The 16,556-nt window shown below is 55.6% G+C and carries 15 protein-coding genes; 6 read left to right on the top strand and 9 right to left on the bottom strand.

The features are described 5' to 3' along the window. Positions 1-2 precede the first annotated feature (2 nt). From ACWWD9_RS03350 to cysS, 5 genes are all read right to left on the bottom strand, one after another. The gene (locus ACWWD9_RS03350; protein WP_455867727.1) at positions 3-3,098 is read right to left on the bottom strand and encodes an efflux RND transporter permease subunit; all 3,096 of its coding nucleotides are present in this window, start codon (positions 3,096-3,098) and stop codon (positions 3-5) included. Between the two features lie 3 nt (positions 3,099-3,101). Continuing rightward, positions 3,102-4,271, bottom strand: coding sequence for an efflux RND transporter periplasmic adaptor subunit (locus tag ACWWD9_RS03345; protein ID WP_455867726.1), 1,170 nt, complete (start codon positions 4,269-4,271; stop codon positions 3,102-3,104). Beyond that, entirely contained in the window at positions 4,271-5,524 is a 1,254-nt protein-coding gene (locus tag ACWWD9_RS03340; protein ID WP_083801084.1) for a TolC family protein, read from the bottom strand. The genes ACWWD9_RS03345 and ACWWD9_RS03340 overlap by 1 nt, the downstream gene beginning before the upstream one ends. Positions 5,525-5,756: 232 nt before the next feature. Next, the gene (locus tag ACWWD9_RS03335; protein WP_013442971.1) at positions 5,757-6,044 is read right to left on the bottom strand and encodes a hypothetical protein; all 288 of its coding nucleotides are present in this window, start codon (positions 6,042-6,044) and stop codon (positions 5,757-5,759) included. 42 nt (positions 6,045-6,086) lie between these two features. Continuing rightward, positions 6,087-7,457: a cysteine--tRNA ligase gene (gene cysS / locus ACWWD9_RS03330; protein ID WP_455867725.1), complete on the bottom strand. Its 1,371-nt coding sequence runs from the start codon at positions 7,455-7,457 to the stop codon at positions 6,087-6,089. Positions 7,458-7,599: 142 nt separating this feature from the next. Between cysS and ACWWD9_RS03325 the strand changes: the two genes are divergently transcribed. Genes ACWWD9_RS03325 through ACWWD9_RS03305 form a run of 5 tightly spaced genes read left to right on the top strand, consistent with a single transcriptional unit; the run spans position 7,600 to position 11,986 of the window. Beyond that, on the top strand, positions 7,600-8,802 hold the full coding sequence (locus tag ACWWD9_RS03325) for a tetratricopeptide repeat protein (protein ID WP_455867724.1): 1,203 nt from the start codon (positions 7,600-7,602) through the stop codon (positions 8,800-8,802). Positions 8,803-8,822: 20 nt separating this feature from the next. Next, on the top strand, positions 8,823-10,037 hold the full coding sequence (locus ACWWD9_RS03320) for a L,D-transpeptidase Cds6 family protein (protein ID WP_455867723.1): 1,215 nt from the start codon (positions 8,823-8,825) through the stop codon (positions 10,035-10,037). Positions 10,038-10,059: 22 nt separating this feature from the next. Further along, positions 10,060-10,728, top strand: a complete 669-nt coding sequence (locus tag ACWWD9_RS03315) for a peptidylprolyl isomerase (RefSeq protein WP_455867722.1) — start codon at positions 10,060-10,062, stop codon at positions 10,726-10,728. Further along, entirely contained in the window at positions 10,721-11,212 is a 492-nt protein-coding gene (locus ACWWD9_RS03310; RefSeq protein ID WP_013442976.1) for a peptidylprolyl isomerase, read from the top strand. The genes ACWWD9_RS03315 and ACWWD9_RS03310 overlap by 8 nt, the downstream gene beginning before the upstream one ends. 18 nt (positions 11,213-11,230) lie before the next feature. After that, a complete protein-coding gene (locus ACWWD9_RS03305; RefSeq protein WP_455867721.1) occupies positions 11,231-11,986 on the top strand; it encodes a UDP-2,3-diacylglucosamine diphosphatase in 756 nt (251 codons plus the stop codon). Positions 11,987-12,010: 24 nt separating this feature from the next. Here ACWWD9_RS03305 and ACWWD9_RS03300 read toward each other — a convergent pair whose 3' ends face one another. The 4 genes from ACWWD9_RS03300 to ACWWD9_RS03285 all read right to left on the bottom strand — a co-directional run bounded on the left by ACWWD9_RS03300 (position 12,011) and on the right by ACWWD9_RS03285 (position 15,679). Further along, a complete protein-coding gene (locus ACWWD9_RS03300) occupies positions 12,011-12,709 on the bottom strand; it encodes an FHA domain-containing protein (protein ID WP_455867720.1) in 699 nt (232 codons plus the stop codon). A gap of 166 nt (positions 12,710-12,875) precedes the next feature. Further along, on the bottom strand, positions 12,876-13,352 hold the full coding sequence (nusB, locus tag ACWWD9_RS03295) for a transcription antitermination factor NusB (RefSeq protein WP_455867719.1): 477 nt from the start codon (positions 13,350-13,352) through the stop codon (positions 12,876-12,878). Further along, entirely contained in the window at positions 13,349-13,798 is a 450-nt protein-coding gene (ribH, locus tag ACWWD9_RS03290; RefSeq protein ID WP_013442980.1) for a 6,7-dimethyl-8-ribityllumazine synthase, read from the bottom strand. The genes nusB and ribH overlap by 4 nt, the downstream gene beginning before the upstream one ends. Positions 13,799-14,011: 213 nt before the next feature. Then, a complete protein-coding gene (locus ACWWD9_RS03285; protein WP_455867718.1) occupies positions 14,012-15,679 on the bottom strand; it encodes an OFA family MFS transporter in 1,668 nt (555 codons plus the stop codon). Positions 15,680-15,863: 184 nt separating this feature from the next. Between ACWWD9_RS03285 and phoB the strand changes: the two genes are divergently transcribed. Next, the gene (gene phoB, locus ACWWD9_RS03280; RefSeq protein ID WP_013442982.1) at positions 15,864-16,550 is read left to right on the top strand and encodes a phosphate regulon transcriptional regulator PhoB; all 687 of its coding nucleotides are present in this window, start codon (positions 15,864-15,866) and stop codon (positions 16,548-16,550) included. Positions 16,551-16,556: the final 6 nt, after the last annotated feature.

Here is a 16,556-nt window from a genome sequence, read left to right as displayed (position 1 = left end):
CCTCATGCTTCAACACGGGGTTCTTCAAACCAGCGATACAGCGTTGGCAATACCACCAGCGTCAGCACGGTGGAGGTGATCAAACCGCCGATCACCACAATTGCCAGCGGCCGCTGGACTTCCGAGCCAGGCCCGGTGGCAAACAGGAAAGGCACCAGACCCAGCATGGCGACCGTGGCGGTCATCATGACCGGACGGAACCGCTGGGCGCAGCCCTGTTTGATGGCTTCCAGCTGTGATTTTCCCTCATCACGCAAACTGCGTATGTAGGACACCAGCACCACCCCGTTCAGCACCGCGATACCCCACAGGGCGATAAAGCCCACCGAGGCAGGGACCGACAGGTATTCGCCCGTCACAAACAGGGCAATCACCCCGCCGATGGAGGCAAATGGCAGCACCAGAATAATCAGCGTGGCAAACCGTACTGACTTGAACAGCAGGAACAGCAGGAAGAAAATCGCGCCGATGGTAATCGGAATAATCACCATCAGATGGCTCATCGCCCGCTCCATGTTCTGGAACTGACCGCCCCAGACAATGTAATAGCCTTCGGGCAACTTGACCTTGGCTTCCACCTTTTGCTGCAACTCGGCGACAAAGCCACCCAGGTCACGGTCTTTCACGTTAACGCCCACCACAATACGGCGCTTGGCAGACTCGCGGGCTATCTGGGTCGGGCCATCACGTACGGTAATATCCGCCAGATCTTTCAGCGCCACGCGCGAACCGTTGGCTGAGGTCACCATGATGTGGTTGATAGCATCCACATTGTTCCGGAAGGACTCGGGGAAACGCACCGCAGCTTCAAAGCGGCGCTCGCCCTCAAATACCTCGGTCGCCACCTTGCCGCCAATCGCGGTTTCAATCACATCATGGATATCCGCCACATTGATGCCGTGACGGGCAATGGCTTCGCGGTCAATATCAATGGTCAAGTATTGCTGGCCGGTCATCTTCTCCACCCGCATATCCTGCGCGCCGGGGATAGTGCCGGCAACGCGGGCGATTTCATCGGCCTTGGCTTTCAGCACGCTGATATCCGAACCAAACACCTTGACGGCGACATCGGAACGCACGCCCGTCACCAGCTCGGCTACCCGCGCGGCAATCGGCTGCGACATCACCACCTGGATGCCAGGAATGTGCTTGATCTTCTCGCGGATGGCATCGGCAATGCTGTCCTGATTCCAGCCTTCGGGCCATTCATCACGTGGTTTCAGGCTGACAATCGGCGTGGATTCATTCTGCCCCTGCGGGTCTGCCGGGCTCTCGCCACGCCCCACACCAGACACCACTCCACGCACACCATCGACCTTGGCAATGCTCGCCAATGCCTCCTGTTCCAGCTTGATCGATTCTTCCAGCGAAATATTCGGGGTACGGATGATGCTAGGCACGATCGAGCCCTCCTTCATCTCGGGAATAAACGCCGTGCCCAACAAGGGGAACAACATCAGGGTGCCAACGAACACAGCCCCGGCGATGCCGACGGTCTTCTTGGGGTTGCTGACGGAAGCATCCAGCAGCCGCAGATAAGGCCGCTTCATGGCCTGGATCATGCGCGTATCTTCGCCGCTACCGCCCTTGAGGATGAACGAGCACATGGCCGGCGTCAGCGTCAGCGACAGCACCAGCGACACAAACAGCGCGATCGCAATGGTGTAGGCCAGCGGCGCAAACATCTTGCCCTCCATGCCCTGCAAGGTCATCAGCGGCAGGAATACCAGGATGATGATGCCCACGCCAAACAGCACCGGGGTCGCGACTTCAGCCGCCGCTTCGAATACCACGCGGATCTTGCTTTCATCCTTGCGGTGACCCAGATGGTGGAAAGTATTCTCCACCACTACCACCGAACCATCGACCATCAAACCAATGGCGATCGCCAGGCCCCCTAGCGACATCAGGTTGGCGGAAATGCCGTAGTAATTCATCGCCATGAAGGTAATCAGCGGCGTCAGGATCAGCGTCCCCACCACAATCAGGCTGGAGCGCACATCACCCAGGAACAGGAACAGCACGATGATCACCAGGAAAATACCTTCGATCAGCACCTTGGTCACCGTGCTTAATGCGGCATCGACCAGCTCGCTACGGTCGTAAAAAGGCACGATCTGCAAACCACCGGGCAGCATGCCTTTGTCGTTGATTTCCTTGACGCGTTCCTTGATGCGGCTGACAACTTCTTTCGCATTGCCGCCACGCATCATCATGACAATACCGCCTACCGACTCGGTCTCGCCATTCTTCAGCAGCGCACCGACCCGTACCTCATGGCCCAGTTGCACTTCGGCCACATCGCGCATGTAAACCGGCGTGCCATTCTGCTCCTTGATCACGATACGGCGGATGTCTTCCAGGCTTTTCACCAGACCCACACCGCGGATCAGGTACTGCTCGGCGTAATGCGGGAGAATGCCGCCGCCGCTATTGGCATTGTTGCGTGCCAGCGCCTGATACACATCGTGCAGCTTCACGCCGTAGTGATTCATGCGGTCCGGGTTCACCAGCGCCTGGTATTGCTTGACGTAACCGCCTTGTGAATTGATTTCTGCCACACCGGGGATACCGCGCAGCAGAGGCCGCACCACCCAGTCCTGCACGGCGCGACGCTCCATCAGCTCGGAAACGGAAAGCTCCTGCTTGCCATCCGCGGGTTTATCCAGCGTGTACTGGTACACCTCGCCCAGACCGGTAGACACCGGCCCCAGCACAGGCGTCACGCCTTCCGGCATGCGTTCCATCACCTCCATCAGGCGCTCCATGACCAGCTGGCGCGAGAAGAAGACATCGGTGTCGTCCGTGAACACCAGGGTGATCAGCGACAAGCCGTTCTTGTTGAGGGAGCGCATTTCGGTCAGGCCGGGCAAGCCGGTCATCGACATTTCCAGCGGCACGGTAATGAAGCGCTCGACTTCTTCTGGCGAGCGACCAGTGGCCTGGGTAGCGATTTGCACCTGCACATTGGTCACGTCGGGGAAGGCATCCACCGACAGTTTGTTCACTGCAAAAAGACCAGCCACCATCATGGCGAGGGCGAGCACCACCACCACGATGCGCTGTTGCAGCGCAGAGCGTATTAACGACTCAATCATGGTTTACTCCAGTTCTTTGCGCTTGCGCTCGTTGTTCACGTGGAAAGCACCGTCTGCCACCACGACATCACCGGCAACAACGCCACTTTCGACAGTGGCCATGCCCTGAAACTCAGGGCCCAGCACGACTTCACGCAAGCGGAATTTGTTAGGCGCGATCTGCACGAATACGTGGTCACGGTCGTTTTCACGCACGATGCCTTGCATGGGCACAGCCAGCTTGGGCGTAGGCAACGACTGCACGACCATGGAAACCAGCATGTCGGGCTTGATGGTCTCGTCCGCGTTTTCCAGATCGGTACGCACGGTCACGGTCCGGGTTTGCGGATTGACGATATCGCCGACATAAATCAGCTTGCCCTTGAACTGGCGGTTGTTCAGCGCGGGGATTTCAATCATGACTTCCTCCCCCTCCTGAATCAGACCCACTTGCTGTTCAGGCACTTCAGCCACCGCCCAGACATGCGACAAGTCGGCCACGATAAACAGCTCTTCGGCTGGCTGCACCACCTGACCAAGATTGACCTTGCGGCTGATGATGGTGCCGGCAAGACGTGCCGATACGCTGCTGAACGAGTGAATCTGACCCGACTTCGACAACTGGGCAATGGCGGAAGAGCTCATGCCCAGAATCATCAGCTGATCGCGCGCAGCATTGAGCTCTGCCTGCGCAGCGCTCAATTCGGCTTCGCGGCGCTGTACTTCAGCTGCGCTGATCACATCGGCATTCAGCAACAGGCGGGCGCGCTCCACGGCCTTGGTTTGCAGGGAAATCTGCTGCATGGCCTTGATATAAAGCAGTTGATTCTGCGCGAGCTCGGTACTGTTCACCGTGGCCAGCACCTGCCCCTGTTTCACATCCTGGCCCAGCACGACGTCAATATCCGTGATACGGCCGGTCACCGAGGCGCCGATACGCGCCATGCGCTGCTCGTCCACCTGCACACTGCCCGGTATGCGCAATGTTTCGCGGATATCAGACATGCCTACGGTTTCGAGCTTGACCTGTTGTTGCAGCGATGGCGTGAGCTCGACAATATTGGGGTCGACCGCTTCGGCAGCCGGTTTTTCCTCTTCGGCGGGTTTACAGCCGACGAGGCTCATGCCCATTAAAAGGCTTAATACCAGAATGCTGGCACGGGTTGTTTTTTGTACTGCGGAATAAGAAACCATTAAGACTTAACCTCCAGAAGTTCAGTGCCAAGCAGACGCTCAATCTCAAGCATCGAGTTAACGTAATCGTAGCGTGCGGCCAGATAATCCTTGCGCACGGCGCGATAGGTGCGCTGTGCATCCAGGTAATCCAGAATGCCGCGCTCGCCAAAGCGGTAGGCGGATTCGGCCACCTTGAGTGCCGACTCGGCCTGGTTCAAGAGGCCGCTCTCAAAGGAATTCACCTGCCCTTGTGCAATCAGGTAGCGCTGGTAAGCGGAATCCACATCGCGCTGCAAAGAAAGCTCGCGCTCACTCAGTGCTGCCGTTACCTGGCGCACACCCGCAGCAGCTTCGGCGATCGGGCCTTGCCGCTGATTCCACACAGGCAAGGGAATCGCCACACCAAGACGAACGGTGGAGTAATCGGGATCCTGCTCAAAGCCACCTTTCAGGGTCAGGCCAGGATTACGCAGCTTTTCTTCCAGGCGAAGGCGTGCCTCGGCAGCTTCACGTATGGCACGAATCTGCGCCAGTTGGGGGCTTTCATCGATTTTCTGGCGGAGTTGCTGGAGCGTAGGCAGGGTATCGGCCAGCGGCAGCTCGCCCTTCACATCAAACTCCATGGGCATGCCGGGGCCCACCAGACCTCGCAAATAGGCTTTGGCTTCGGATATACGCACCAGGGCAGCCTGATAATCGCGCTCTGCGGCGAGTGCTTCAGTATCGGCCTTGATCAGCTCATACTTGGCCGCTTCGCCGGTATCGACACGCAACTTCACCCGCTCGCGGATTTGTTGCAGCAGATTGCGATCACCTTCTACCAGTCGCAGCACAGCTTGGCGCTGCAGCACGTCGTAAAAGGCAGATTTCACACGCGTCCGCAGCTCAATGCCTGTCAAGGTGCGGCTAACGCCAGCGGCCCGGACATTGGACTCGGCCATTTCACGACGGGCACCTCTCACACCAGGAAACTCCAGCGGCTGCGAAATGCCGACATCCCACTTGGTGCTCACTTCATTAGAGCCACTGCGGCTACGCGTAGGGCCCGCAGCCACTTCAAACTCGGGATTGATGTAAGCCGTGGCGGTGGTCACTGCGGCGTTAGCAGCATCTTGCTGTGCCTGAGACATGGCCATGACCGGGTTTTGCGCCATGGCATTGTCCAGAACATCACGCAATCCCAGTTCGGTTTGTGCTTGGGCAATGCTGCCATATAGGGCCATCGCCAACGTCAGGCTAATGATCAGACTCTTGTTTTTTATATTCGCCATCGACGAACCCCCTGCACCATGATGGTGCTTGATACTCATGTTTTGTGTATTCATAGCTTCCGTGTCTTCATTACTGAGGCTGATGACAACTGCAACAGTAATACAAAGTAATACAAAAATGCGGCCGCAATAAGCAGTGGTGTTGATATCAACACACTCGAGACAGGCGTAACGGTTTGCAAACCCTTAATTGGTTAGCAAAGGTTACGCCAACCTTTAAAAGGTTGGGGATTTAAAGCAGAGGGGGTCGGAGGAAGCGGGTGATGGGGGGAGAAATGTAGAGGTTGCTCAGGGCGGCGCTGGTTGCCGTCACTGCCACATAAAGAGCGGTGGGCTGCAAGGGAATCACGACAGGATCATTGAAATCCAGTTTGTCGTCACTGCCGACTTGAGGAGCATCGTTGAACACCACAGCCACATCGTCATAGTCCATTTCATAGGCGTAATCAGCCTGTTGTGAAAACAGGCTGAAACAGAGCACGAGGCTCAGGATTACCAGAATGGACTTGCGTAAGGTCATGCTGCGATTATATCTCTATTTTTCCGTAAACTTGCCAATGGATCAGCCACGACGCCAGGTGGTGCCCTGTGGACTATCTTCCAGCAGGATGCCCTCATCGGCCAGTTGCTTGCGTATGCGATCCGCCTCGGCAAAGTTTTTTGATTGCCGGGCTTGGAGGCGCAATTGTATGAATTGCTCAATCTCATCCGCAGAGCGTCCTTGTGCAGACTCGCCTCCCTGCAGAAAAGTTTCAGGATCGCGTTCCAATAATCCCAATAAACCGGCAAGCGCCTTGAGCAGCGCAGCGTCAGCCAGTGACGCTGTCCGGTTAACCTCGCTCGCCAGCTCAAACAGCACGGCAAAGGCTTCTGAAGTATTGAAGTCATCGTCCATGGCTGCCTTGAAACGAGCCGCCTGTGGCTGCTGCCAATCAATGGTGAATGTCGGCAATGCCAGCCCGCGCAGGGCGGTATAAAGGCGGGTCAGGGCCTGGCGCGCATCATCCAAATGATGGTCGGAATAATTCAGCGGGCTACGGTATTGCGCGCGCAGAATGAAAAAGCGCACGACCTCGGCATCATATTTTTCCAGGACCTGGCGTATCGTGAAGAAATTGCCCAGTGATTTGGACATTTTTTCATCGTCCACGCGGATGAAGCCGTTATGCATCCAGTAATTGACAAAGGTGCAGCCATTGGCCGCCTCTGACTGGGCAATTTCATTTTCATGGTGCGGGAATTGCAGATCCTGCCCGCCGCCGTGGATGTCAAAATGCGGGCCCAGATGACAGGCGCCCATGGCGGAGCACTCGATATGCCAGCCTGGCCTACCCTTGCCCCAGGGCGAGTCCCAGCTGGGCTCGCCGGGTTTGGCCGCTTTCCACAGCACAAAGTCCATGGGGTCACGCTTGTATTGGTCAATCTCGACGCGCTCGCCCGCACGCAGGTCTTCGAGTGACTTCCCCGAGAGCTTGCCATAGCCCGCAAAGCTGGAGACGGAATAAAACACATCGCCATTGTCCGCAGGATAGGCAAAGCCTTTTTCAATCAGGGCGGCAATCATATCCAGCATGCCGGTAATATGTTCTGTGGCCTTGGGCTCCAGATCCGGGCGCATCACGCCCAGGCGCGCGGCATCCTCATCCATGGCGGTAATAAAACGGCTGGTGAGGGCCTGGATGGATTCGCCATTCTCCTTGGCACGCTTGATGATCTTGTCATCGATATCCGTAATATTGCGCACATAGGTAACGTCATACCCCGATGTGCGCAGCCAGCGGTTCACCATATCAAACACCACCATCACGCGGGCATGCCCCAGATGGCAATAATCGTAGACCGTCATGCCACATACATACATGCTCACTTTGCCAGCGACAATAGGCACAAATGTCTGTTTTTCACGAGCCAGGGAATTGTAGATTTTTAACATGGTATGATGGCGCTCGAATCCAAGGTCATCATCAGGCAGCATACTGAGGTAAATCAACGGTCTGCATGGCGAGCTATTGGAGGTTGAACCTGCTATTGATAGAATTGTTGCACTGAAAAGAAATCGCGAAAAGTATAACACAATGCCTGCCCTGCGCACTTTACCCCCCCTGTTTGTTGTACTGGCATTGATCCTTCCTGTCGCCGCTCAGGCCGACGAACTCAAAGACATCAGCCAGCTGGCGCAGCAAGGCCAGGCCCCTCAGGCCTTGACCAAGCTCAATGCCTACATCGCCAAGAATCCCAAGAGTGTGGACGCGCTCTTTTTGCGGGGTGTCATTCTCACCGATACCGGAAAACGCGACGAGGCCATGAAGGCCTTTACCGAGATGACGGAAAAATATCCTGCATTGCCAGAGCCTTATAACAACCTGGCAGTGCTGTACGCCGAGCGCGGAGAATATGACAAGGCACGCCAGGCCCTTGAAAGCGCGATCAAAACGCATCCCAGCTATGCCACTGCCCATGAAAATCTGGGTGACATCTACGCACGCATGGCCTCACAGGCATATGACAAGGCTTTGCAACTGGATAATGGCAATGCCCGCCCACAGAGCAAACTGGCCCTGATCAAGTCACTGTCCACATCAGCGCCTCCCACCCAGTTGGCAAGTCAATCCAATTCGGCAACCAGCTTTACATTAGCACCGGCTCCATTGGTCAATCTGGGCAACGGCCAAGTACGGGCGCTGGAACAGACCAAGCCAGTGGTGAAATACGAAATACCGGCAAAACCGGACACCACCTCCAGACCTGCCTCCGTGGTGACGGAGATCAAGATACCCGATGCCAAGCCAGCAGCTCCCAAGCCTGAGATTCCAGTCGAGACTCCGCCCAAACCAACGCCCGTGCCGCCCAAGACTGCGGAAACCAGCAAGCCAGCCGCCGAGCCAGCCAAACCTCAGGATCAGGCTAAATCCGGTAGCAATAAATCAGTTGGCAATCTGGATGAGCAAGCCATAGAGCAAGCCGTGCGTCAGTGGGCAAAAGCCTGGTCCGATAAAAATGTGCCGGCTTATCTGGCGAGTTATGGCGCGAGCTTCAAGACTCCGGATGGACAATCGCGCCAGGAGTGGGAAAAAACCCGCAAGCAACGCATCAGCGCACCCGCCAGTATTTCAGTGGAAGTCAGCAACCTGCGCTTCAAGCAGGATGGTGACCTGGTACGCGCCAGCTTCAAGCAAAGCTACCGCGCAGGTGGCACGGCCATGCGCACCAGCAAAACGCTGGTTCTGAAAAAGGGCGGCAATCGCTGGCTGATCGAACAGGAGCTGACCGACCGCTAGCCGCCGGTGACTGATACTGCATGAATACGATCAAAACCTTTTTACAGATACTGCTCATGGCCTCCATCATGGTGCCCTGGAATGTGCCTGCGCTGGATAGACTGGACTACACAGGCACACTCAGCAATAGCAGTTTCGGCCCGAATTATCCGGAAAGCCTGGTCGTGAAGGGCTTGTTGCAGATCACGCGTGGTCAGTTGCAGCAGGCCTTGAACACGGTGGATGAGCTCATCTCGATTGCGCCCAACTTCAAACTGGCCTATCTGATACGCGGCGACCTGTTGATGGCCAAGTCCCAGCAACTGGAAGGCTTTGGCAACACGCCACAAAATAATTCGCCCTCTGTTGAAGACTTTAAAGCCGAAGCACGCATGCGTATTGAGCGCTATCTGGAAAGCCATGCTCCCCAGGGCATTCCCGAACCGTTGTGGCAAATCGACCCCACGCAAAAATACGTCATCGTGGTGGATGCCGATAAATCACGACTTTATCTCTATCAGAATATTGGCGGCAAACCGACATACGTCGCGGACTATTACGTGACCATCGGCCGTAATGGCAGCGAGAAATCCAGCGAGGGTGACAAACGCACCCCCCTGGGCGTTTATACCGCCAGCAGCAAACTGACCAGCAAACTGCCTGATTTTTACGGCAGAGCCGCTTATCCCCTCAGCTATCCAAATGAATGGGACAGGCAGCAAGGCAAAAAGGGTCACGGCATCTGGCTGCATGGCACGCCCAGCAACACCTACAGCCGTCCGCCCCGCGCCAGCGATGGCTGCGTCGTGATTTCCAATCCTGACCTGGAAACCCTGGGGCCGATATTGCAGCAAGGAGGTACGCCATTTATCATCGTCTCCCAGCTGAAATGGGTTACCCAGGCAGCGCCTGAACAACCGCAGCTGCAAAAGGCGCTGGACCAATGGCGCCAGGACTGGCAAGCACAAGATACCGACCGCTATCTCAGCCATTATTCGGATCGGTTTTTCAGCCAGACCACCGACATCAATGGCTGGTCACGCGAGAAGCGCCGCATCCAGTCTGACAAGAAGCCCGTCAGCATCGTGCTATCCAATATCAGCATGATCCGCTATCCTAATAGCCAAATTCCAATGGCAGTAGTCAGTTTTGATCAGGAATTCAAAAGTGAATTCCTAGACAGCCGCATGCGGAAACGCCAGTACTGGATCTACGAAGGACAGCGCTGGAAAATATTATACGAAGGGGCAGCTTGACCCTTTCAGAGGAGCCTGATCAATGCATACACGATGGGAAGCGTGGCTATTCCTTTTTCTATTAATGCTGACGCCTGCCGCCATGGCCGACGGCGTTCACAGCCAAAAACCGCAACTGGAGTTTCAAACCAATCTGGGCAGCTTTATTGTTGAGCTGTATCCTGACCGCGCGCCCAAGACCGTCGCCAACTTCATGCAATACGTGCAGAGCGGCTTTTATACGGGCACCATGTTCCATCGCATCATTGACCGCTTTATGGTGCAAGGCGGAGGTTTCGCCGTGGATTTTCAGGAGAAAAGCACCTACAACCCGATTGAGAACGAAGCCAACAATGGTCTGAAAAACGAGCCCGGCACCTTGGCCATGGCCCGTGCATTTGACCCGAATTCAGCGCGTTCCCAGTTTTTCATCAATCTTTCGGACAATAAATTCCTCAACTTCTACAAACCTGATCCGGCTTATTTTGGTTACTGCGTGTTTGGCAAAGTCATTCGCGGCATGTCCATCGTGGAAAAGATGGCCAAAATCCCCACCAGAAGCGTAGGCAAGTTTGACAATGTTCCGGTTGAAAACGTGGTGATTGAAAAAGTCACCACCCTGGATACCCCTGTGGAGCCTGAACAGCCCGTGCGCGCAGTGCCCACTACCCCCTCTTCAAAACCTGCACTTAAAGGAAAAAAACGTGGTTAAACTTCATACCAACTTTGGTGAAATCACTCTGGAACTGGATGCGGAAAAAGCACCAGCAACCGTTGCCAACTTTCTGGAATACGTTGAAAGCGGCTTTTACAACAACACCATTTTCCATCGCGTGATTGATGGTTTCATGATTCAGGGTGGCGGCTTTGAGCCCAGCATGAGCCAGAAGCCAACCAATGCCCCGATCAAGAACGAAGCCAACAATGGCCTGGTCAACAAGGCCTATACCATTGCCATGGCCCGCACCCCGAACCCAGATTCGGCAAGCAGCCAGTTCTTCATCAACGTGGCAGACAATGACTTCCTGAACTTCACCTCGCCAACCGCCCAAGGCTGGGGTTACTGTGTATTTGGCAAGGTAACGGCAGGTACTGAGGTGATCGACAAGATCAAAAAGGTAAAGACCGGTAGCCGCAATGGTCACCAGGATGTGCCCGTGGAAAGCGTCATTATCGAGCGCGCCGAAGTCGTTTAATTCAAGCGCCCCACCCTGATGTCAGATGGAAATGCATTGAGCGCTACCCTGCCGTATAGCCTGTTCATTTCCGATCTGCATCTATGCGATGCCCGGCCGGAAATCAGCCGGGCATTTTTGCATCTGCTGCAAGGCGAAGCCCGCCATGCCGAGCGGCTTTATATTCTGGGCGATCTGTTCGAATACTGGGCGGGCGATGATGAGGTCAACGACCCGCATCACCAGACCATCATCCACGGACTGCGCGCACTCACGCAATCCGGCACCGCATGCTACTTCATGCATGGCAATCGTGACTTTCTGATCGGCGAGCGCTTTGCTGAAGCGTCTGGCGTGACGCTGTTAGCAGATCCCGTGCTGCATGAACTTTATGGCAAGCGCGTCTTGCTGAGCCATGGTGATCTGCTGTGTACCGACGATGTGGCTTATCAGGAGTTTCGTCAGCTGGTGCGCAAACTGGACTGGCAGCAGGTTTTTCTGCAACAGCCCCTGGCAACACGCAAAATGCAGATTGAAGCCATACGCATGCGCAGCGAATCCGAAAAATCCATCAAGCAGGCCGACATCATGGATGTCAATGATGAGGCCGTTGCTGCTTTATTCTCTGATTGGGCATATCCCGAATTACTGATTCATGGCCATACCCATCGCCCTGCTTGCCATAAGCTCACGCTGCATGGACATAGTTGTCAGCGCTGGGTACTGGGCGACTGGTATGAACAGGGCAGCTATCTGCGCCTGGACGCCACAGGCTGCAACAGCAGCCTGCTCTAACTAACAACCGCCGGGCTTGCAGGCTTAAAGCGCGGTTTCATCCGCAGCCAGATAAAACTCCATTTTTACGCCATCGTAGGCGATCAGATCGTGATCCTGCAGTTGCAGGGTTGGCTCGCCCGCCATATTGCCCGCCAGCGGGCGACCATTCACCGTCAGCGACTCGCCACCTTCCACAGGCTGAATCCGGTAATCAGCTCCATCCTGCAAGATCATCGCCACGGGCATATCGGAGCTACCCAGGTGGGTGACAGCCTGGTTCAGCAAAATATCCTTGCCGAAATCCGGGCCACTAATGACATAGAGCCGACCCGCCCAGGTGCCTGCCGACGCGGCCCTCTCCCCGGACGGCCATACACGAGAAAATGGATGAGATTCATCTGCCTCAGGCGCAACCGCTGGGGCATCAACGGGAACAGGATTGCCGGAGGTGGCTGCCTCGTCCCAATAGCGCAATTGGTAGTGCCCCAGCATGATGATGTCGCCATGCTGCAATACTTGCTGCTTCACGCGTACCCCATTAATCATGGTGCCGTTTGTACTATCCAGATCCTGCAACAAGGCATTCCGGCCGATCGACATGACTTGAGCATGCTCGCCACTGATCATGAGATTATCGATGGCAATGTCGTTGTCCCGACGGCGGCCAATCCGCAGCAACGGTTTGTCCAGGGGATATTCGCCGAGCAGATTGCCATCCAGAGAGAAGAGCAGCTTTGCCATGTGAAATTTTCCAAATCTTCGGGCCAGGAATTAAGGATGGGAAATGCAGCAGCACCCTTTTACTGGTCAGCAGAGGTCTGACCAGGCGCTTGATCTTACATGGGAGACAGGGGAAATTGAAGCATGGCAGGACGAGATGTGACACGTCCTGCCATGCGGATGATAACTAGCGGGTGTGACGGCTGACTTCGCCCGGACGGGCTTCGGCAGCCAGCTTATCGAGCACGCCATTAACGTATTTATGGCCATCGGTGCCGCCATAAATCTTGGCAAGTTCGACGCCTTCATTGATCGCGACGCGATAGGGAATGCTCAGGTCAAAAATCAGCTCATAGGCCGACAGGCAGAGAATGCCATGTTCGATCGGGCTGAGTTCCTGCATGGGTCTATCCACAAACACGGCAATCCGGCGATCCAGCTCTTCGCGCTCCGCCAGCACACCGTCCAGCAATTTGCGCAGGTATTCCTGGTCGGCTTTGTCAAATTCCGGCTCGTCCGCCAGCTCACGCAGAATGGCGCGAAAATCGGCCTGATTCAGCAGGTTGCGATAAATGCCTTTCAGGGCCAGTTCGCGCGACTTGCGACGATTTCTCGAGGCTTTTACCGGCTTGGCATCGCCAGGCTTTTGATCGGTATCGCTCATAAAGCCTTCAACAGGTTAACCATCTCAATCGCAACCGCTGCAGCTTCAGCACCCTTGACAGCCACACGCTCCAGCGCCTGCTCGTCATTCTCGGTAGTGAGGATGGCGTTGGCGACAGGAACGCCAGTATTCAGCTGAACCTCGGAAATACCGCGCGCGGATTCATTTGAAACCACTTCAAAGTGATAGGTCTCGCCACGAATAATCGCACCCAGGGCGATCAGGGCATCGTATTTCTGGCTATCTGCCATATGGTGCAATACCAATGGGGTTTCCAGCGCGCCTGGCACGGTTGCCAGGGTAATGGCATCTTCCGCCACGCCACGCTTCAGCAGTTCGGCCTTGCAGGCTGCCAGCAGGCCCTGACCCACATCGCTGTTGAAGCGAGACAGGACAATGCCGATTTGCAAACCGGAACCGTTTAAATCAATCGCGAGTTCTCTCACATTTACTCCACATACTTTAAATTTAGAAAGGCCAAGGCCGAGAATTACGTGATGTCCAATGCTGGATGACGCTATGCCATTGCACTTTAAAGACAAGCACATGCGTCAAACGGGAAAATTAAGGCTGAATTATAGCCTAGCCGCATACGCTTGGGAAACGGCAGCCCGGGCATATGCCCGGGACTGCCAGAGACATGAGGTGAAAACCGTGACTTAGTGGAACAGTGCCCAGGCTTTTTGCAAGGTACTCCAGATGCCATAACTGACCGGAATCCCCACTGCGAGCCAGGCAAATACTGCCAATACGCGTGAACCGCCGCTGGCAGCTTTCGCTTGCGACTCGTTACCTGGCAGCACTTTTTCATGTGCCAGCCTCTTCTCCTCTGCCAGTTCGGCATCGGTCATGAAGTGCTTGCTGGCAACAGGGCGCACCAGCAAATTCGCCACAAAGCCAATCACCAGCATGCCGGCGAGCACATAGAAGATAGGGCCATACACCTGATCAAACGGCACTTGCGCTTCAAGACGCATATCGTGCATGTAGTTGACGATAACTGGCCCGACGATACCGGCTGTAGACCAAGCGGTCAGCAGACGGCCATGTATCGCGCCCACGAATTGCGTGCCAAACATATCGGCAAGATAGGCCGGAATGGTGGCAAAGCCGCCGCCGTACATGGAGGCGATAATGCAGAACGCGCCCACGAATACCGCCAGGGACTTGGCACCGGCCGCCCATGCCGCCGCCATGTACATCAGCGCACCGAGGATGAAGAAAATGGAATAGGTGGTTTTGCGTCCCAGTTTGTCCGAAGATGTCGCCCAGGCAAAGCGCCCGAAAATATTGAACAAGGACACCAGGCCGACAAAGCCGGCACCTACTGCGGCCAGACTGGCAATCAGGACTTCGTCCTTCTTGATATCGGCAAAGCTCAAGGAACCCTGGTCAATCAAAGCGCCACCAAAGGTCTCCTGCAGCATGGGCGCCGCAGCCCCGATAATGCCAATACTGGCAGACACATTCATGCACAGGATCAGCCACAACAACCAGAACTGTGGCGTCTTGTGTGCTTGATTGATATGAACATGGCGCGTGGCGATCATGCCTGAGCTTGCGTTCTTGACGGGTGGCACCCAGTTGGCAGGCTTCCAGTCCGAGGCGGGGACGCGATATCCCAGTGAACCACACAGCATGAAGACGGTATAGATCAGCGCGAGCACCACAAAGGTTTGCCAAACGCCGGGCGCTGTTGGCGTGGCAAAATAGCTCATCAGCTTGGTAGCCAACGGCGAACCGATCATGGCGCCGCCGCCAAAGCCCATGATGGCCATGCCGGTTGCCATGCCACGACGATCAGGGAACCACTTGATCAGGGTCGACACCGGCGAAATGTAGCCAAGCCCCAGCCCGATGCCACCGATCACCCCCGAGCCCAGCCACATCATCCATAACTGGTGGGTATAGACACCGAGAGCGGAGATTAACAAGCCGCCACACCAGCAGACAGTGGCTACCAGGCCCGCCTTGCGTGGACCTGCCCGCTCAAGCCAGCCGCCCCACAAGGCAGCGGAACAGCCCAGCAGCACAAAGAACAGCGTATACATCCAGCCCAGGTCAAACTGGGTCCAATTACAATCCGTGGCAAACAGCGCGCGCCATGTGCCGCTCAGCTTGTCCGCTACCGTCACAGCGCCGGCAGCACAGGCAGCCAGCGGTTTGCCATCTTCACCTACCAGGGCATTGCCCAATGGCTTCCAGAAAACGGAAAAACCATAGGCCATGCCGATACATAGATGTACCGCCAGCGCCGCGGGTGGAATAAGCCAGCGGTTAAAATTACCGCCGGTAATAATACGTTCCTTAGAAAGAAATCCAGCCATCTCCGACTCCCTGATTTTTTATTATTTCAAAGATTAATGAGTAACAAATACCTGACAGCCAAGATCATCATATAAAAAAACAGGGTTGGCAATCTGCATTAAAATTCGGGTTTATCAAGTGTCATCAATCTGTCATATTAACGTCATATAGTAAGCAGCACTGCAAAAGCCAAGGATAAATGAAATGCCCGCTAACATATTGATTGTTGAAGATGAACCTGCCATTCAGGAGCTTCTTGCCCTTAATCTGACCCAGGCCGGTCACAACCCGATTCGCGCGCTCAGCGTTGAGCAAGCCCAAATGCTGATTCGCGAAGCACTGCCTGATCTGATCATACTGGACTGGATGCTACCGGGCATGAGCGGCATTGAGTTTGCACGCAAGTTAAAGTCGGATGAATTCACCAAGGCTATCCCCATCATCATGCTGACGGCACGCGGCGAAGAAGCCGACAAGGTAAAAGGCCTGGAAGTGGGCGCTGATGACTATGTTACCAAGCCCTTCAGCCCGCGTGAGCTGAATGCCCGTATCAAGGCCGTGTTACGTCGCCGTGCACCGCAGATGACGGATGACCCGATCGAAGTTGGCGGCTTGCGTCTGGACCCGGTAACGCACCGCGTCACCGGCAACGGCACCACGCTGGACCTTGGCCCGACGGAATTCCGCCTGCTGCATTACCTCATGTCCAACCCTGAGCGCGTGCACTCGCGCAGCCAGGTACTGGACCGCGTTTGGGGTGATCGCGTATTTGTCGAAGACCGCACCGTAGACGTACATATCCGCCGTCTGCGCCTGGCACTGGCCGACTCCGGCCACGAAGACCTGATCCAGACCGTGCGCGGTGTTGGCTATCGTTTCTCGGCGCACTAGCTCATA

It is taken from the genome of Methylovorus sp. SPW-M1 (genome assembly GCF_053848825.1).
The sequence above is the reverse complement of the archived record's forward strand: the minus strand, read 5'-3'. Positions and strand labels throughout refer to the sequence as shown.